This is a genomic window from Kocuria sp. TGY1127_2 (assembly GCF_013394385.1).
Taxonomy (GTDB): domain Bacteria; phylum Actinomycetota; class Actinomycetes; order Actinomycetales; family Micrococcaceae; genus Rothia.
This window is the reverse complement of the sequence record NZ_AP022834.1, coordinates 2,511,785-2,529,469: the sequence shown is the minus strand read 5'-3', so window position 1 is coordinate 2,529,469 and position 17,685 is coordinate 2,511,785. Positions and strand designations below refer to the sequence as shown.

General features: G+C 61.5%; 16 protein-coding genes. 12 read left to right on the top strand and 4 right to left on the bottom strand.

The window, feature by feature from the left end; translation table 11 throughout:
• Positions 1-18 precede the first annotated feature (18 nt).
• The 11 genes from folB to sake_RS11230 all read left to right on the top strand — a co-directional run bounded on the left by folB (position 19) and on the right by sake_RS11230 (position 11,805).
• On the top strand, positions 19-441 hold the full coding sequence (folB, locus tag sake_RS11280) for a dihydroneopterin aldolase (RefSeq protein ID WP_129360428.1): 423 nt from the start codon (positions 19-21) through the stop codon (positions 439-441).
• Positions 431-946 carry a 2-amino-4-hydroxy-6-hydroxymethyldihydropteridine diphosphokinase gene (folK, locus tag sake_RS11275; RefSeq protein ID WP_129360429.1) on the top strand — a complete coding sequence of 172 codons (516 nt, stop codon included), beginning with the start codon at positions 431-433 and terminating at the stop codon, positions 944-946. The genes folB and folK overlap by 11 nt, the downstream gene beginning before the upstream one ends.
• Positions 943-1,485 carry a DUF3180 domain-containing protein gene (locus tag sake_RS11270; RefSeq protein WP_165001009.1) on the top strand — a complete coding sequence of 181 codons (543 nt, stop codon included), beginning with the start codon at positions 943-945 and terminating at the stop codon, positions 1,483-1,485. The genes folK and sake_RS11270 overlap by 4 nt, the downstream gene beginning before the upstream one ends.
• Entirely contained in the window at positions 1,463-2,179 is a 717-nt protein-coding gene (locus tag sake_RS11265) for a PH domain-containing protein (protein ID WP_178946061.1), read from the top strand. Before sake_RS11270 ends, sake_RS11265 begins: the two co-directional genes overlap by 23 nt.
• Positions 2,180-3,799 carry a PH domain-containing protein gene (locus sake_RS11260; RefSeq protein ID WP_129360432.1) on the top strand — a complete coding sequence of 540 codons (1,620 nt, stop codon included), beginning with the start codon at positions 2,180-2,182 and terminating at the stop codon, positions 3,797-3,799.
• On the top strand, positions 3,792-4,730 hold the full coding sequence (locus tag sake_RS11255; protein WP_129360433.1) for a Rossmann-like and DUF2520 domain-containing protein: 939 nt from the start codon (positions 3,792-3,794) through the stop codon (positions 4,728-4,730). The genes sake_RS11260 and sake_RS11255 overlap by 8 nt, the downstream gene beginning before the upstream one ends.
• Before the next feature lie 117 nt (positions 4,731-4,847).
• Entirely contained in the window at positions 4,848-5,804 is a 957-nt protein-coding gene (gene panC / locus sake_RS11250; RefSeq protein WP_243155687.1) for a pantoate--beta-alanine ligase, read from the top strand.
• A 125-nt stretch (positions 5,805-5,929) separates the two neighbouring features.
• On the top strand, positions 5,930-7,378 hold the full coding sequence (gene lysS, locus sake_RS11245) for a lysine--tRNA ligase (protein ID WP_129360550.1): 1,449 nt from the start codon (positions 5,930-5,932) through the stop codon (positions 7,376-7,378).
• A 462-nt stretch (positions 7,379-7,840) separates the two neighbouring features.
• Entirely contained in the window at positions 7,841-8,188 is a 348-nt protein-coding gene (locus sake_RS11240) for an Lsr2 family protein (RefSeq protein ID WP_129360435.1), read from the top strand.
• Positions 8,189-8,389: 201 nt separating this feature from the next.
• Entirely contained in the window at positions 8,390-11,002 is a 2,613-nt protein-coding gene (locus sake_RS11235; RefSeq protein ID WP_129360436.1) for an ATP-dependent Clp protease ATP-binding subunit, read from the top strand.
• Positions 11,003-11,277: 275 nt separating this feature from the next.
• On the top strand, positions 11,278-11,805 hold the full coding sequence (locus tag sake_RS11230; RefSeq protein WP_129360437.1) for an amino-acid N-acetyltransferase: 528 nt from the start codon (positions 11,278-11,280) through the stop codon (positions 11,803-11,805).
• A gap of 12 nt (positions 11,806-11,817) precedes the next feature.
• Here the strand turns inward: sake_RS11230 and sake_RS11225 are convergent, their stop codons facing one another.
• Positions 11,818-12,822: an A/G-specific adenine glycosylase gene (locus sake_RS11225; protein ID WP_178946060.1), complete on the bottom strand. Its 1,005-nt coding sequence runs from the start codon at positions 12,820-12,822 to the stop codon at positions 11,818-11,820.
• A 67-nt stretch (positions 12,823-12,889) separates the two neighbouring features.
• Between sake_RS11225 and sake_RS11220 the strand changes: the two genes are divergently transcribed.
• A complete protein-coding gene (locus sake_RS11220) occupies positions 12,890-13,702 on the top strand; it encodes a hypothetical protein (protein ID WP_129360439.1) in 813 nt (270 codons plus the stop codon).
• Positions 13,703-13,781: 79 nt separating this feature from the next.
• On the opposite strand, the gene disA is transcribed toward sake_RS11220, so the two are convergent.
• The 3 genes from disA to sake_RS11205 are packed head-to-tail and all read right to left on the bottom strand — an operon-like array spanning position 13,782 to position 17,583.
• Positions 13,782-14,852 (bottom strand): DNA integrity scanning diadenylate cyclase DisA, encoded by a 1,071-nt coding sequence (disA, locus tag sake_RS11215; RefSeq protein WP_178946059.1) that lies wholly within the window; start codon positions 14,850-14,852, stop codon positions 13,782-13,784.
• Between the two features lie 46 nt (positions 14,853-14,898).
• Complete coding sequence (locus sake_RS11210) at positions 14,899-16,350, bottom strand: DNA repair protein RadA (RefSeq protein ID WP_178946058.1); 1,452 nt, start codon at positions 16,348-16,350, stop codon at positions 14,899-14,901.
• Positions 16,351-16,380: 30 nt separating this feature from the next.
• On the bottom strand, positions 16,381-17,583 hold the full coding sequence (locus sake_RS11205) for an aromatic acid exporter family protein (RefSeq protein ID WP_178946057.1): 1,203 nt from the start codon (positions 17,581-17,583) through the stop codon (positions 16,381-16,383).
• Between the last annotated feature and the right edge of the window lie 102 nt (positions 17,584-17,685).

Genomic DNA, 17,685 nt, shown 5'->3' with positions numbered 1-17,685 from the left:
TCATGAGGAGACGAACACATGACGGAAAATCTCCAAGAAGCGCCAGCCGCAGCCGTGGCGCCGGGCACAAGCCAATATGACCGAATCTCGGTCACAGGCATTGGCGCCGTCGGTTATCACGGGGTTTTCGATCATGAGAAACGCGTGGGTCAGCCGTTTTTCGTGGACGTCACGCTGTTCATGGACTGCCGTACCGCGGGCCGGACGGACGACCTGGAGAACACCGTCAACTACGGTGCGGTGGCCGAATCGGTCAAAGAAGTCATCGTCGGAGAACCCGTCAACCTCATCGAAACCGTTGCCGAGCGCATTGTCCAGGGACTGTTCGAGAAGTTCGACCTGCCTGCCGTCGAGGTGACGGTCCACAAGCCGAAAGCGCCCATCGAGGTCACCTTCGCGGATGTTTCAGTGACGATTCTGCGGGAGAACCATGACCGTTGATTCCATCATCGCCCTCGGATCGAATCTGGGGGAGTCACAGGATACGCTCGCACGCGCCATCACCGCCCTCGCGAACAATGAGAAGATCACCGTAGAGGCGGTTTCCCCGATTGCCGTGACGGAACCCGTTGGTGGCCCTGAAGGCCAACCGAACTATCTCAACCAGGTCATCCGGGTGAGCACCGACATGAGTCCCTTTGCCCTCTTGCGGTTCTGTCAGGGGATCGAGGAAGATTTTCACCGAGTCCGGACCGTCCGCTGGGGTCCGCGAACCCTTGATATTGACATCGTGACGTTCGGGAACCTCTTCATGGACGAACCCGAATTGAGTCTGCCGCATCCCCGAGCGGCAGAGCGTGCATTCGTCCTGGCCCCTTGGGCGCGCATGGATCCGGATGCCCTGTTGGACGGTCAGCCCGTGGTTGACCTAGCCGCCCGCGCCGAGGACCGAAACGGAATACGGGGATACTTGGGCGAAACGATCACGCCGGGACAAAGCACGTGAGACCTCTCCGTTACCGATGGTTGGTCCTTCTGGCGGCGGTGGTCTTGGCCGCGAGCAGCGTCGTGACGGCGTTGTGGCCTGACCTGCGTGAAGTGGCCTTTGTTCTGCCGTGGCCGTCGCTCGCGTTGAGTATTCTCCTGGCCGCGGTATCCCTGAGTCTCGGATGGAGGGTCAGAGCTCACGTCAAAGACCCCAAGCACAAACCCATCGAGCCGGTTTTCGCAGCGAGGATCGCGGTTCTCGGTCAAACCTGTGCCGTCTACGGGACCGTGCTCTTCGGTTGGGCCGGAGGGGTGCTCATCTACGAGCTCGCGCTGTTGAGATTTCGACCGGCTTCGGACACCTTGGTACTGAGCATCGCTAATGTGGTGGTTGGTGCGGTGGTGTGCATCGCAGGCTGCGTCGCCGAGATGTGGTGCAAGAGGCCTCCGGACGACCCGAACAGTTCCGAGTCCGGCAACGGAATCTCTTCTCGACGTCGCAACGACAATGACATACCCGAGGGAGAAGGCGGATATGCCAGGAACCAGCGACGCTGAGAACCACGAGGTCCCGAGCCACGACCGTTCGGAACCGAACCCACGGAGACGAGCCGACGTCCATCCGCTGGGCGGGAAACCACGAGACGACAAACCGGTTGCTGACCACGCTGTTGCCGAATCGGTGAATCAAGACAGCGAGCCATCGCGACGCCTTGGACCCGGTAGCCCTCGTTTCGAAGAGAAACTTCGGGAATTGGACGCATGGGACACGGAGTGGATCCGGCCGGATCGGCGGTACCCTCGGCTCATTCTCGTCTCCGAAGCCCTGTCCACCGTGGTCGTGACCGCGATCCTGAGTATCCCCCTCGTCTTCGTCTCGATCGGGTGGTGGAACTGGCCCTGGCTGTGGCTGGCCATCGTGGTCCCCGCCGTGTACCTCGTGGTGAGCATCCTCCGAATGGCACTCGTGCCTCGGCGCGCACGGGCCCGAGGATATTCGGAACGCGAAGACGATCTGTTGATCCGTCACGGAGTCCTGTGGCACAAGATCAACGCGGTACCCTATGGGCGTCTCCAAACCGTCGAGGTCTCGGTCGGCCCGCTGGAACGCAAATTCGGTCTGGCCAAGGTCGAGCTGCACACGGCGTCATCGTCGACCGATGCAAAGATCGAAGGCATCAGCGCGCGCGACGCTGCCCGGTTGCGCGAGGAGCTGTCGAAGCGTGGCGACGACCGACTCGCGGGGCTGTAAATGAAGGACTCACAGATTCCCGCCACCAAGGACTGGGAACGGGTACACCCCCTGAGCCCGCTGGCTCGCTTCTGGTTCGCCATCCTGATCTTCCTCTTCGCAATCGGCAGGCACTTCATCGAGGACGCCTTCGAAGGCCAGACCGACGTCCAGAAAGTGCGTCACGGCTTCGGGGAATTCTTCGCATCTCTCAGCCTCATCGCCTGGCTCGGGCTGATCTTCGCGATCGTCCTGGTTCTCGGCGGTATGTTCTGGAGCTGGTGGTTCACCCGCTACCTCGTGACCGAGGACTCGGTCCGGATGCGGCAGGGGTACTTCTTCCGCAAAGAAAAACAGGCGCGCCTCGATCGCGTGCAGAGCATCGAGATCTTTCAGCCGTTCTTTGCACGCCTGGTCGGCATGGCGGAGCTGCGGTTCGACGTCGCGGATTCCGGGGACTCAGCCCTGCACCTCCAATACCTGCGCAAAACCGAGGCCGAAGAGCTCCGCGCGCGCCTCTTGGGCCGGAAGCAGACTATTCTGGCGAAGGAATCCGGCACGGGTGACTCGGCCGTTAGGCCGGCTCTCAGCCGGTCAGAATCCCCGTGGTCCCAGGATCTTCCTGTCGAGGGTCAGAGCGGCGACCCTGCGACCACCGCCGAGCCCTCCGTCGGCGGCACCGGGGCGTACCTTCTCGGCCCCGGAACTTCTCCGACCGGCCCTCGCGTCGACACCGAAAGTCCGATCGCCTCGGTCGGTGTCGGGCGTGCCGTTCTGGCAACTCTTCTCGGCTCAACCGGGATCTGGTTCGTGATCGTTCTCCTAGCGTCGTTGTCCTTCGCCATTTTTCTCCCGGAGGTAGGCGGATTCATCTTTATACCCGCTGCCTTGAGCCTGGTGAGCGGTGTGTGGAGCTCGGTCAACACCTCCGCGAATTTCCGAGTAGCGCGCACACAGGACGGACTCAAAGTGCGGTACGGGCTGACGTCCACCCGAACTCAGACCCTTCCTCTGGGCAAGATCCAGGCCGTCGGTATTGAGCAACCCGTGTTGTGGCGCATACCGGGCTGGTTCCGTGTGCGAATCAATACGGCAGGGTTGGGCTCATCATCGTCTGAAGGAGAACATCGGGTCCTCTTGCCTGTGGGAGCGGGGCAAGACCTGATGAATCTCTTGCCGCACATCGTCGCCACGACGGAGGCCGGGATCGACGGACATCAGCTGCGAGCCGCGCTCGAAGGAAGCGGACCGGGTTACGGATTTGTGGTGGCCCCGCGCCGTTCCCGATGGTTGGATCCCTTCAGCTACCGGCGCAACGGATATTCCAATACTGCGGATTTGCTGCTTCTGCGCGGTGGCTGGCTGAAGCGTAGGCTCTCCGTTGTGCCCCACGAGAGGACACAGTCGGCCTCGATCACGAACGGGCCTTTGCTCAGGCTTCTCGGCCTGGCGGACGTGCGTCTGGATTCCGTCGGGGGATCGGTCCGCACCACGGTCGCGCACCTGGCCGTCGACGACGCTCGACGCATGATTCGTGACCAGGCGAATCGGGCAGCATTCGCTCGTAGACTCACGAGCGGACGAATTCCACGGGGTGCCGGAACATACTCAACGATCAAGGACGAAGCACACTATGACTGAACCAGCGAGTCGCCCAGGGCGGCTCGGAATAGGGATCATCGGCGCAGGAAAGGTCGGCGCCGTGCTCGGTGCCGCCCTGCGCAACGCGGGCCACGCGCTCGTTGGGGTTCACGCCGTTTCGGAAGAGTCACGGACGAGGGCCGAGGCGCTTCTGCCCGACGTTCCCGTTCTCCGGATTCCCGAAATCGTCGAGCGCAGTGAAGTCGTTCTATTCGCAGTTCCCGACGATGTACTCGAACCTCTGGTGTCAGGGTTAGCCCGGGGTAGTCACTTCACCACGGGGCAGATCCTGATCCACACCTCCGGCCGTTTCGGAACGGACGTCTTGTCCGCCGGCCGGGACGCCGGCACGATCGCGCTGGCTATTCACCCGGCCATGACTTTCACGGGTCTTTCGCTTGATCTGACGCGATTGCAGACCGCGAGTTTCGGCGTGACGGCCGCGGCCCCCTTCCTACCGATCGCACAAGCGATGGTCGTGGAAATGGGAGGAGAGCCTGTGGTCATTGCCGAGGGCGACCGTCCCCTGTACCACGCCGCTCTGGCCCACGCGTCGAATCATACGGTCACGCTCATCGCACAGGCTTCCCAAATTTTGGAGAGCCTCGGGGTCGAGAGCCCTGGCGAGGTTCTGGGCCCGCTCGTGCGGGCCAGCGTCGACAACGCCTTGGCTTCGGGCGACAGCGCTCTGACCGGACCCGTGGTGCGTGGTGACTCCGGGACGGTCGAGACCCACCGAGAGATCCTCCAAGGCTTCGGGGCAGAAGAATCCGCGCCGGATATCGGTGCGGCGTACCTCGCTCTCGCGGAGGCGAGCGCTTACCGCGCACATCGGCGTGGGGTTCTGCCTGAAGAAGCATTTCACCGAATATTGCGGGCGCTAGACCTTGAAAAAGCGCCCGAAAGTGAAAGCGACGACCACGAACAGTAAACTGCTTTGCGGTCCTAGACATCCTCCGCACCTCCGCGGGCAGGCTGTCGACCAGTTGGCACCTGACCGTTCACGATGTTCGGTCATGCCACAGCATCCGGTTAAGGAAGGACGACTATGACGGGTGAGCTTTTCGTTGCTCGAACCCTGGAAGAATTTTCCGCCCATATCAGCCAGAGAATGGGCGACGCCGAGGCGCGAATCCACTCGGCCGAGGCCGAAAGGCTCGCTGACCATCGTGCCGACCCGGAAACCGAGCCCGCTGCGCCCCGCGTCGCGACGATGGGATTCGTTCCGACCATGGGTGCGCTCCACGACGGGCACGGGACCCTGATCAACCGGGCTCGCGAGCAGAACGACGTCGTCGCAGTCTCGATCTTCGTCAACCCCCTGCAATTCGGTCCTGGAGAGGACTACGACAAGTACCCTCGTCGGGAGGAAGAGGACCTGGCTCTGCTGCGAGAGCAAGGCGTTGATATCGTGTTCATCCCCGAACTAGATGTCATGTATCCGGGGGGAGAGCCCCTGGTCCGTGTGAGCTCGGGGCGTCTGGGCACCCTTTTTGAGGGAGCGGCCCGTCCCGGACACTTCGACGGCGTCCTGACCGTGGTCAACAAGCTGTTCAACGTTGTCGTTTCGGCAGCCGGGACCCACCGCGTCAGAGCGTATTTCGGGCAGAAGGACGCCCAGCAGGTCGCATTGGTCCAACGGATGGTCGCTGACTTCAACATTCCCTTGGCCGTATGCCCCGTTGCGATTGTTCGCGATGACGACGGCCTGGCCATGTCCTCCCGCAATTCGTACCTCGGCCCCGAGGAAAGGAAAGCAGCGCTCGTTCTGTCGCGGACATTGGCGCTGTTACGGGAAGAAGGGCTGTCCCGCGGCTACGCGGGAATAGACGTCGACGCCGCACGAGAGCGCATCTCGGACAGGGACGGCGTGGAGCTCGAATACCTCGAAATCGTCGATCCCAAAACATTCGAAGCGCCGGTGGACAACTCGGAACGCGCGACCGCTCTCGCGGCGGTTCGAGTAGGCGGGACGCGGCTCATCGACAATATGGATGTCATCTAGCCGTCCGCACCCCTTTCAATTCCTTCCCCGGAAAACCCACAGATAGGCTTAGGACCGTGACTACTTCAGATTCGTCGTCCTCACAACAGGACCAGACAAGTCAGCAGACCGAGATCAACGAGCAGATGCGAATCCGCATGGATAAGCGTGCCGAGCTGATTTCACGGGGGCGTGAAGCCTACCCCGTGGGTCTTCCGATTACTCGCACCATTCAGAGCATCCGTGAACAGTACGAAGGCCTCGAAGCCGGCGAAGAGACGGGTGATGTCGTCGGAGTCTCCGGGCGCGTGGTGTTCGTGCGGAACACGGGAAAGCTGTGCTTTGCGAGCATCCAGGCCGGGGACGGCACCCGGCTGCAAGCCATGATTTCGCTGGCCAAGGCTGGACAGGAGAATCTGGACGACTGGAAGGCCCTCGTGGACCTAGGGGATCACGTGTTCGTGCACGGGGAAGTCGTCAGCTCACGCCGCGGCGAGCTGTCCGTCATGGTCGAGGACTGGGAGATGGCCTCGAAGTCCTTGCGGGCGCTTCCGACATTGCACAAGGACCTCAACGAAGAGACCCGGGTCCGCCAACGCTACCTGGATCTCATGGTTCGCAAGGAAGCGCAGGAAACGGTGATCAAGCGCGCGAAGATCATGCAGACCGTGCGCCAGGTCCTTGTCGACGAGGGATACATCGAGATCGAGTCACCTATTCTTCAGCTCGTCCACGGGGGTGCCACCGCACGCCCGTTCCAAACGCATTTGAATGCTTTTGACCAGGACATGACCCTGCGCATCGCGACCGAACTTTATTTGAAGCGGGCCGTGGTCGGCGGAATTGATCGCGTTTTCGAAATCGGCCGTATTTTCCGCAATGAGGGAGTGGATTCGACCCACAGCCCCGAATTTACGACCCTCGAGGCTTATCAGGCATATGGGGACCAGTTCACCATGGCCGAGCTCATCAAGGACATCATCATGTCCTGTGCGGACGCCGTGGGAACACATCAGATCGAAACCGAAAAAGGCACGATCGATCTGGACGCGGAATGGAAGTGGCTGGGTGTTTATCCTGGTCTTTCGGAAGCGGTGGGCCAGGAAATCACGCCCGAGACGCCCGCTGATGTTCTGCGAGAAATCGCACAAAAGCACGAAGTCTCCGTGGATCCTGCATGGGGCGCTGAGAAGCTCGTGATTGAGCTATTCGGGGAAATCGTGGAGCCGACCCTGATCAATCCGACATTCGTGTGCGATTACCCGCCGTCTGCTCAGCCACTGGCCCGTCCGCATCGTTCCAAGCCTGATGTCATCGAGGCTTGGGACCTCATCATCGGCGGAACGGAGCGCGGAACGGCGTTCTCCGAATTGATCGATCCCGTGATCCAGCGCGAGCGTCTCACGGAACAATCCCGTTTGGCTGCCGGCGGCGACGACGAGGCGATGGAGCTCGACGAGGACTTCCTGCGGGCCCTGGAACACGCCGCTCCTCCCATGGGCGGCCTGGGGCTGGGAATTGATCGCTTGATGATGTTGTTTACCGGACTGGGGATTAGGGAAACAATCCTGTTTCCGCTGATGAAGCCCGAATAACTCGGGGTGATCGAGCGGGCCGGAGGGCCCGGGGAGAAGGTTCAGCATGGAATATGTGGCTGTATTGTTGCCTTCCGTCGCTATTGGAGTCATCTTCTATTTCCTGATGAGATGGGCGTTTCGGGCGGATAGTTCCGAACGCAAAGCCCATGCCGCTTCAGAAGAAGACGCACGAAAATGGTACGAGGAGATCAAATCCCGGGAGGGATCCGGCGAAGTTTTTCGCCCACGAGAACAAGAAAATTCATAAGTTATTCTCAGGAAGAATTATGCCTCCCTCACACTGTTTGACTGTGATTTCCTCCCCTTGATTGATACTCTGTTGTTATACAGGACAAATGTCCACCAGCTTTAGTGTCGCGTGAGTCGCCGATGGTTCCCGCGCCTCGCTAACACGTTTTATGGTCCTAAGACATCACATAATGCGTCGGACCACTGCCAATATGGACTGAGGAGACACTCATGGCTCAGAAAGTAAAGATCATTCTGGAAGACGATCTCGAGGGCGGTGCCGCCGACGAAACCGTACGTTTCGGACTCGACGGCGGCCAGTACGAAATCGATCTGTCCTCGGGCAACGCCGCAAAGCTGCGCGACGCGATCCGTCCGTTCGCCGCCAAGGCCCGCCGCGTGCAGGCTCGCAACAGTGGCCGGACCGGATCGGGCAAGGGTACGGGCCAGGTCCGCAATCCCGAGACCGCTCTGATTCGCAAGTGGGCCAAGGACAACGGCTACAACGTGTCCGATCGTGGTCGCATCCACCAGGAGATTCAGGACGCCTACTACGCAGCCCGTAAGAAGGACTCCTAGTAAGGGGCGGTTTTGGCCGTTACCGACGAATCGGCAGAGGCTCTCTACCGGTTCTCTTGAGGTAGAAGATCAAGCTCAGGGCGGAAATTCTCATGTATTTTCCGCCCTGAGCTTTATTGCGTCTCGCCGGTGGCGAACAGTAGATACCAAGCCATTTTCCGTGCGTAGCATCGAAACAAAGACGTACAAGGAGACCTAACTATGTTTGAACGGTTTACGGACCGCGCACGGCGTGTTGTGGTGCTGGCTCAGGAAGAAGCCCGCATGCTCAACCACAATTACATCGGCACAGAACACCTGTTGCTGGGTCTGATCCATGAGGGCGAAGGAATCGCCGCCAAGGCTCTGGAGTCCATGGGAGTGACCCTCTCTGCCGTTCGCGAGCAAGTGCAAGACATCATTGGACCTGGCCAGCAGGCACCGAGCGGGCACATCCCGTTCACCCCGCGGGCCAAGAAGGTTCTCGAACTCTCTCTTCGGGAAGCCCTTCAGCTGGGCCACAACTACATCGGGACCGAGCACATTTTGCTCGGTCTGATCCGCGCCGGCGAAGGAGTTGCGTCCCAGGTTCTGTCCAAGTTGGGCGCCGAGCCTTCCCGCGTCCGCCAGACGGTTATCGACATGATTTCCGGTTACCAGGGCGGTTCAGGAGATTCCAAAGAGACCGCAGGCGTTGGCGCCGGCGGCAAGGATGGCACCCCAGCAGGGTCCGCCGTCCTGGACCAGTTCGGCACCAACCTGACTGCGGCGGCTCGCGAGAGCAAGCTGGACCCGGTGATCGGGCGGTACAAGGAGATGGAACGCGTCATGCAGGTCCTCTCCCGGCGTACCAAGAACAACCCCGTGCTCATCGGTGAGCCCGGCGTCGGCAAGACCGCCGTTGTCGAGGGGCTGGCCCAGGCTATCGTCCGCGGAGACGTTCCGGAGACGCTCAAGGACAAGCATCTCTACACGTTGGACTTGGGCTCCCTCGTGGCTGGTTCGCGTTACCGTGGTGACTTCGAGGAACGCCTCAAGAAGGTGCTCAAGGAGATCCGCACTCGTGGCGACATCATCCTGTTCATCGACGAGATCCACACTTTGGTGGGCGCAGGTGCCGCAGAAGGTGCGATAGACGCCGCTTCGATCCTCAAGCCGATGCTGGCTCGCGGCGAATTGCAGACGATCGGCGCCACCACGTTGGACGAGTACCGCAAGCACATCGAGAAGGACGCCGCGCTCGAGCGCCGCTTCCAGCCGATCCAGGTCGATGAGCCTTCGCAGGCCCACACGGTCGAGATTCTCAAGGGGCTCAGGGACAAATACGAGGCGCACCACCGGGTCACGATTTCCGATGAGGCACTCGAAGCCGCGGTGAGTCTCTCGGCCCGATACATCTCGGACCGGTTCCTCCCGGACAAGGCGATCGACATGATCGACGAAGCCGGTGCTCGTCTCCGCATCAAACGCCTGACGGCCCCGCCGGAGATCAAGGATCTCGAGGAGCGCGTCGCGGAAGTGCGGGCGCAGAAAGAAGCGGCGATCGACGGTCAGGACTTCGAGAAGGCCGCATCGCTCCGCGACAAGGAGCAGAAGCTCATCGCGGAGAAGGATGAGGAGGAGAAGAAATGGAAGGAGAGCGATTCCGCCATGGGCGAGGTCACTCCGGACGTCATCTCCGAAGTGCTCTCGGCCTCCACAGGTGTGCCTGTGTACAAGCTCACCGATGAGGAATCCGGTCGCCTTCTCAACATGGAGGACGAGCTGCACCGCCGCGTCATCGGCCAGGACAATGCCATCAAGGCGCTGTCCCGCTCGATCCGGCGTACTCGTGCGGGTCTGAAGGATCCGCACCGTCCCGGTGGCTCGTTCATCTTCGCCGGGCCCACCGGCGTCGGCAAGACCGAGCTGGCCAAAGCCCTGGCCGAGTTCCTGTTCGGTGACGACGAATCCCTGATCACCCTGGACATGTCCGAATACCAAGAGAAGCACACTGTCTCGCGACTGTTCGGCGCTCCTCCCGGTTACGTCGGTTATGAAGAGGGCGGACAGTTGACCGAGAAAGTCCGCCGCAAGCCGTTCTCCGTGGTTCTCTTCGACGAGGTCGAGAAGGCCCACGCCGATTTGTTCAACTCGTTGTTGCAGATCCTGGAGGATGGTCGTCTGACCGATTCCCAGGGTCGCGTAGTGGACTTCAAGAACACCGTGATCATCATGACCACGAACCTCGGCACCAAGGACATTTCGCGGCGTGTGCCCGTTGGTTTCCAGTCCATTGAGGACCCGACGACCAACTACGAGCGCATGCAGTCGAAGGTCCAGGAGGAACTCAAGGAGCACTTCCGTCCCGAGTTCTTGAACCGTGTGGACGACATCATCGTCTTCCCGCAGCTGTCGGAGAAGGAAATCCTTCAGATCGTCGACCTGTTCGTCGCACGTCTGGCGGAACGCCTGAGGGACAAGGACATGTCAATCGAGCTCACGGACAAGGCCAAGGAGGTCCTGGGGGAGCGCGGCTACGATCCTTCGATGGGCGCTCGTCCGTTGCGTCGTACCATGCAGCGCGACATCGAGGACCACATCTCCGAGAAGATTCTCTTCGGAGAGATCAAGGGTGGCGAAAAGATCACCGTGGACGTCGAAGGCGAGGGGAAGGAAGCCAAATTCATTTTCTCTTCGCAGAAGATGTCGGAGCTGTCCGACGACGGTTTCGATTACGGCGCGACCGAGTCGACCGAGTCGAATCCGGATTCGCAGCAGCTCTCGCGCCCGTCAACGCCTCCGCGTTATGAAGGCGGCGACGGCGGTGGGGCCGCGGGCTCCGCGACCGCATAGCGTGCTGGCTGTGTGCGAGGGGGCCTGAGCAGGCTTCTGACGACCTTCGATAAGCGGGGCCGTCCCTTACGGGGCGGCCCCGTTTTTGCATGCCCAGGAATCTTTGCGGCGAGGACAATTCGGTCAGGGGCTGCCGCCCTAGGGGGGTACTGTTCGAAACTGTGGATTTAACCTCTCCACCGGGGCGACAAGGGCTCCGCGACCCTACTTTTACTTCTTTGACGCGTGTCGCGACTTTGGCGCCTGGGTAGGCCGGCGGCGTAAACTCAACGCCCATGACGACCTTGCGGATGCGACCTGCCAGAACTTCAGACGTCAACGGCATCAGGCGTCTGGTTGCACCGTATGTGGAGACGGGCGCCTTGATTTCCAAGGAAGCCGTTGACTACTTCGAGGCGATCCAAGAATTCCTCGTGGTCGAGGACCTTGATGCCTCAAATCCCGAAGGCGCGGCGCCGTTGGTCGGCTGCGGGGCCCTCCATATTCTGTGGGAAGATCTCGGTGAGATTCGGACCCTCGCCGCGGACGAGCGAGCTCGCGGACGCGGCGTGGGGCGGATGCTCGTGGACGCCCTATTGGAGCGCGCCCGCGGCATCGGCGTCGAGCGGGTGTTCTGCCTGACCTTTGAGGTCGAATTCTTCCGTCGTATGGGCTTCGAGGTGATGACCAACCAGGAGACCATCGACCACGAAGTCTTCGCGGAGCTCCTGCGGTCCCACGACGAAGGGATCGCGGAATTCCTCGACCTGGCCCGGGTCAAGCCCAATACGCTCGGCAACACCCGGATGATCCGCGCGCTCTGAGCGCTTTCCGGTTTATCCGGGCAGCGTAACCCGATTACGCTCGTCTTCGAAGGCCAATTCGTCCCGGATGAGCCCATCCAGACACCGTTTCAGCTGTTCATGTGAGGCTTCGAGCGCGCGGAGCCGGGTCATCGACTTCGGTTCCACACCCGGGGTATCGCGATTGGGCGCTATTAATGATGCGCGTGGAACCGGCTTCGTGGCTTCTCTCAGCACGGCCATGATCGCGCCACGTGCCTGCCGATCGGTGCCTTTCCACGTTTGGCCTCGCGGCACGTACTCCGCCTCGGGCCGCCCGGCGGCGACCCAGGCGCAATCGTCGAGCACGGGGCACATATCGCATTTGGGCGCTTTGGCTGTGCAGACCAACGCACCCAATTCCATGACCGATATGTTCCACAGTGCCGCCGCTTCGTCGTCCTCGGGCATGAGCTCGTGAGCGAGGCGTGTTTCGGCTGAGGTCAGAGACTTCGCCGGAAGTGCTTTGCCGCTGACAGCGCGGGCGTGGACGCGTCGAATATTCGTGTCGATCACGGTCTGCCGCTTTTCGAAGGCGAAAACCGAAATAGCCGCCGCGGTGTACGAGCCGACGCCGGGCAGCGCGAGAAGATCCTCGTATTCCGAGGGAACTTCGCCTCCGTGACGTTCCACGATCGCCACTGAGGCCGCGTGCAGCCGCAATGCTCGGCGGGGGTAACCGAGACGCCCCCACTCCCGGACGGCCTCGCCGGTCGTGGCCTGTGCCAGATCCGCCGGAGTCGGCCACAAGTCCATCCAGCGCCTCCACTGGGGCAGTACCCGGACAACGGGCGTCTGCTGCAGCATGAACTCACTGACCATAACCTGCCACGGTGTGCGGTCGGGCGCACGCCAAGGCAGATCCCGCGCGTTTTCGGCGAACCAGTTCGCGATATGCCGATGAAGGCGTTGGATCTTTTCCGGGTCGAGGTCGGTACCCCGATATTCGGGCGATGTGGGCTGATTCGACCTTACGGCCGACGCATTCGAAAATTTCATGACGTGACTACTGTAGTGTCCTCATTTCTTCCCTATGTTGGCGCTTCTGTTTAGTAGCCTTGGACGCATGGCTGAGTACGAAGATCCCACCCCGGATGACGACGGTTTTGAACGCGGGTACCGACGTGAGTCCCCAGAGGTATACCGTCGACGCCGGATCATTGCGTTGATCCTGGCTCTCTTGGTGATCGTCCTGATCGTTTGGGGCATCGTCTTTGCCGTGAACAAAATCGCTTCGAGTCTCACCGGGGGAAGCGACGCATCGACTTCAGCGCCTCCGAGCGATAACTTCGCGAGCTTCAGCGCGCGCCCTTCGCCATCGGCTTCTGGGTCGGAGGGACCCAGCGGCTCCGCGGGTCCGTCGGCGTCGTCGTCAGCGAACGCTTCCGGCTCGTCGGAACCTTCTGAGAGTAAGAGTGAGACGCCGAGTCCCAGCGAGTCCTCGGCAGAGGCCGCGTCCGAGCAGACCCCGACCGATAGCGAACCAGCCAAGCCGGAGGCCTGCGGTTCTAATATTCAGGTCAATGCGTCCTTGGACAAGCAGTCATACGGACAGGGGGAGAACCCCGTCATGACGGCGACCGTGAAGAACACCGGCGGCAATCCGTGCAACATCGACTTGGGCGCCAGCAAGGTCACGTACGATATCACTTCGGGCCCGGCCGATGTCTACAACAACACCAAATGCGGCGGTGGGGGAGGCTCCAAGGAAGCAACCTTGGAAGCCGGTGGCGAGCAAAAGGTAACCCAGCCATGGGACCGAACCATCAACGTCAACGGTTGCGGTGACGCATCGCAGCCTGCTCAACCCGGCTACTACTGGCTGACCGTCTCAGTCAATGGGGTGCCGAGCGAGCAACAGCAGATCGTGATCCAGTAGCTTCTGCCCAGGATCGGGCAGGCCGGCGACCCTGGCATCGAGTCATTGAGGGTCGTGCTACCGCCGTACCCAGTCACCGTTACATGAAGCGGTCGAGGAGGCTGGTTTCCGCCATCCGGGCCAGTGATTCACGGATGCTTCTGGCGCGATACTCCCCGATGCCCTCGACGCCACGAAGGTCGTCCAGATTGGCGGCCATGAGCGATTGCAGGCCCTCGAACCGATCCACGAGTCTTTCGGAGACCGACCGCGGAATGGATTTGACTCCGCTGAGCAGGCGGTAACCGCGTGGATGCAGCGTGTAGTCGAGGTCTCCGCCACCCGGGAGGCCAACGGCCCGTGCGATGGCGACGGGATCCGCCAACTCAACGGGGGAAAGATCCGAGAGGCTCTCTTGGGCCCTTTCGATCACAGCGGTGTCTTGGCCTGACGGCAGGTAATCGCGGAAGACGAGTTCCGCGGTGGGCTGGTTCAGGACGAGCTCTTCTAGCTGCATGGCGATCATGCGGCCCTCGGCGCCCAGCTCGACGACGCTGTCCCCGATTTCTTCGGAAATTCTGCGGACCAGTTCCAGGCGCTGCAAGGCCAGGGCCACGTTCCGCACCGTGACATCGGATTGGATTTCCAACGCGGAGAGGTTTCTGAGCTCCTCCTCGAGGCGCATCGTGTATCGCTCAAGGGTCTGAATGGCCTGGTTCGCTCGCCCCATGATTTCTTGAGCGCCTTCCAGGGGGTATCTCTGACCATCCGTATAGATGGTGATGACCCCCATGGATTTCGAGACCGATATGACCGGGAACCCTGTTTGTTTGGCCACCCGTTCCGCCGTGCGGTGGCGCGTTCCGGACTCCTCGGTGCTGATCGTGGGATCCGGCATCAGCTGTACACCAGCGTGGTAGATGGTGCCGACTTCTCGGTCGCACACGATCGCGCCATCCATTTTGGCAAGTTCGCGGAGTCGGGTGCCGGTGAACTCCGTGTCGATGGTGAACCCGCCGCTACTGATGGCCTCGACGGTGCGATCCTTCCCCAACACGATCAGTGCACCGGTTCGTCCTTGAAGGATCCGGTCGAGGCCGTCCCGGAGTTGAGTTCCGGGAGCCAGGAGCGCCAACGTCTTTTTGAGCTGTTTGTTACGGGGTGAAGCCACGAATCTAGCCTAACGCGTGGTCACAACGATGTGGCTCGCCGCGCCATCAGGAACGGCCCGGAAAGAGAGTGTCGACGGCATCAACCACGGAAGCGACTTCCTTGACGTGCACGCCCTCGGGGACATCGCCGACACCGGCGGGTGAGGCCGGGACCATGACATGCGTGAACCCGAGTCGGGCTACCTCATTGATGCGCTGCCGGATTCCGGGTACCGCCCGGACCTCACCAGCTAGCCCGACTTCGCCGAAGACCACGAGTTTGCGGGGAAGCGGTTTGTCTTCTGCCGCCGAGGCCAGTGCCATCACCGTGGCTAAGTCCGCGGCGGGTTCGTTGAGTCTGACCCCTCCGACGGTTGAAAGGTAACAGTCCAGTTTGCCGACGTTGAATCCGGCCCGGCGCTGAAGCACGGCGAGAAGCATCGCGGTGCGTGCGGAATCGAGTCCGGCAGTTGCCCTCCGCGGCTGGGCTGTTGAGGATTCGTCGAGCAGGGCCTGGACCTCGGCCAGCAGAGGGCGGCGTCCTTCCATGGTGACCGTCAGGCAGGTACCCGCGACCGGGTGAGCGGTACGGGAAACGAACAAACCGGATGGATCCGAGACGCCTTCGATCCCGTCCTCGAGCAGGTCGAAACAACCGACCTCGTCCGTGGGCCCGAAGCGGTTTTTGACTGCACGGAGCATTCGGATCCGTGAGTTCTTGTCTCCCTCGAATTGGCAGACCACGTCCACCAGGTGCTCGAGCAAACGCGGCCCCGCGATGGTCCCCTCCTTGGTCACGTGTCCCACCAACAGCGTTGTCATATTGCGCTTTTTAGCTTCGGCGATGATCGACGCGGCGACTTCGCGGACCTGCGTGACACCGCCCGCCGATCCTTCGACGTCCGCACTGGCCAATGTCTGGACGGAGTCCACGACGAGCAGGCGGGGGGAAACCTTGTCCATGTGGGCCAGGGCCGAACCCAGATCCGTCTCCGCGGCCAAGAACAATGTATCGGCGACAGCATTGATGCGGTCCGCGCGGAGCTTGACCTGCGCTGCGGATTCCTCGCCGGTCACGTACAGGACCTCGTGAGGCTTGGAGCCTCCGTCCGGGGCATCAGATCGCCCCGCCGACTCTTGAGCATCGCGGTGCGTAGGACGTCCTCGGGCGAAAGTCGCCGCGACGTCCAGGAGGAGGGTCGACTTGCCCACTCCGGGTTCACCGGCCATGAGGATCACGGCACCAGGGACCAAGCCGCCGCCCAGGACGCGGTCGAACTCTTGAATCCCAGTGCTGGAGAACTGGGCGACGGAGGCATCTACCTCGCCGATGGGACGGGCCGGCGTCTCGACCGAACGAGCGGCACTGGTCCGGGCGACCGTGGGGCCGCCCGATTCTTCGATGGTCCCCCACTGCTGGCACTCGCCGCAGCGACCGACCCACTTGGCCGTGGTCCAGCCGCATTCGCGGCAACGATAGGCGTTGGTGTTCCGGGTTGTCTTACGTGCGGGGCTCATAGGAAAAGACTACGGGGGCTGACTGACAACTTAAGAGTCCTGATCCTCGATGTCTCGCGGATCTATCACGTCGATGGCCTCCGTGAGCTCCTGGCGTATCGTCACGAGCACTTTGCCGGCGGACTTCTCGTCCATCCCCGTCATCACCAAGAGATCAGTTGTCAGCGGGCGGATGATCATGACGAGAGCCTCGCCCTGATATGTCCTGACGCCCAGGGATTGGGGGTCGAGCTTCGCAGCCGTCGAGCTCAGGTCGATGCGGGCACGACGGCGCATGACGTTGCGGGCATCCTCGGTGTCCGCCTTGAGTGCCAAGCCCAGAAGGTCCACTGCCTCGGAGAGCTCGAGCAGAACGTCTCTCAGCGAGGAAATCGCCTCGTCCCGCAATTGAACGGTATTGATGACGTTGGCGATTCTCCGCACGAGAACACGAGCATTTCGAATCGCGTAATCGAAACCGTGGAGAGCCTGCTCGTAAAAGCGTATGTCTTCCATCGCTTGGCGTCGCGTGAGCGCAACCCTCGCCATGGACTTGCTGGTCTTGAGCGAGCTCTCGACCTGGTCGAGAAGCGGCTGGGTCTTTCGTGCGCGACTCAGGGCGTGCCAGGCCCGAGTGGCATCGTAATCCCCGATTGCCTCGGATGCCTCGCGCAGTACCCGTGAGAATTCGCGGGCGACATGCAAGATCTCGTCCTTCGGCTGACGCCGTGGATCCTGCGGCACCAAGACCATGATCACCAGGGCGCACAAACCACCGACGACGGCGTCGAGGCTCCGGGCAAAGGGCCCGTCGATCGCGGGAGGCAACAGAACCACGAGCACCGCTTGGAGACCCATCTGGGTCGAGAAGATAGTCCCGTTGTCCAGGAATCGTGCCAGCAGCAGGGAGAACAACAAAACGAGCGAGGCCTGGAGAGGGCCCCGCCCCAGGAAGTACATCAGCGAATCGCCCACCGCGATGCCGAGGGTGCACCCGATGGCCACTTCCATGATCCGACGCATGTGATTGCCACCGCGGACATAACCCAAGGAGACGATCGCGGCCGTCGCGGCGAACAGAGGCTGATGGTGCTGGAACAGGACTTCAGCGATGAAGTACGCACCGACCGCGGCGACCGTGATCTGAATGGATTGGAACAGTCCGCTCCGAACCCTGGAGAGGCCGAGCCGAGCCCGTGAGACGATCTCGCGTCTCGAGGACCGTGCCCTCTCCCTGACCTTGAATCGACTCATGGAGCCATCATAGTTCGTCGTTGTCACGGCCTAACTTCAAAATTAACCCGCCGTTCACTCTACCCCGGGCATCCGGATACCTGCCCTCCGTAACGTGCCAGA

Excerpts from the sequence above, each read along its gene's own strand:
- sake_RS11255 (WP_129360433.1), top strand. The coding sequence starts at position 3,792 with ATGACTGAACCAGCGAGTCGCCCAGGGCGGCTCGGAATAGGGATCATC.
- sake_RS11265 (WP_178946061.1), top strand. The coding sequence starts at position 1,463 with ATGCCAGGAACCAGCGACGCTGAGAACCACGAGGTCCCGAGCCACGAC.
- sake_RS11205 (WP_178946057.1), bottom strand. The coding sequence starts at position 17,583 with ATGAGTCGATTCAAGGTCAGGGAGAGGGCACGGTCCTCGAGACGCGAG.
- sake_RS11210 (WP_178946058.1), bottom strand. The coding sequence starts at position 16,350 with ATGAGCCCCGCACGTAAGACAACCCGGAACACCAACGCCTATCGTTGC.
- sake_RS11260 (WP_129360432.1), top strand. The coding sequence starts at position 2,180 with ATGAAGGACTCACAGATTCCCGCCACCAAGGACTGGGAACGGGTACAC.
- sake_RS11235 (WP_129360436.1), top strand. The coding sequence starts at position 8,390 with ATGTTTGAACGGTTTACGGACCGCGCACGGCGTGTTGTGGTGCTGGCT.
- folB (WP_129360428.1), top strand. The coding sequence starts at position 19 with ATGACGGAAAATCTCCAAGAAGCGCCAGCCGCAGCCGTGGCGCCGGGC.
- sake_RS11230 (WP_129360437.1), top strand. The coding sequence starts at position 11,278 with ATGACGACCTTGCGGATGCGACCTGCCAGAACTTCAGACGTCAACGGC.
- lysS (WP_129360550.1), top strand. The coding sequence starts at position 5,930 with ATGCGAATCCGCATGGATAAGCGTGCCGAGCTGATTTCACGGGGGCGT.
- sake_RS11220 (WP_129360439.1), top strand. The coding sequence starts at position 12,890 with ATGGCTGAGTACGAAGATCCCACCCCGGATGACGACGGTTTTGAACGC.
- folK (WP_129360429.1), top strand. The coding sequence starts at position 431 with ATGACCGTTGATTCCATCATCGCCCTCGGATCGAATCTGGGGGAGTCA.
- panC (WP_243155687.1), top strand. The coding sequence starts at position 4,848 with ATGACGGGTGAGCTTTTCGTTGCTCGAACCCTGGAAGAATTTTCCGCC.
- sake_RS11225 (WP_178946060.1), bottom strand. The coding sequence starts at position 12,822 with ATGAAATTTTCGAATGCGTCGGCCGTAAGGTCGAATCAGCCCACATCG.
- sake_RS11240 (WP_129360435.1), top strand. The coding sequence starts at position 7,841 with ATGGCTCAGAAAGTAAAGATCATTCTGGAAGACGATCTCGAGGGCGGT.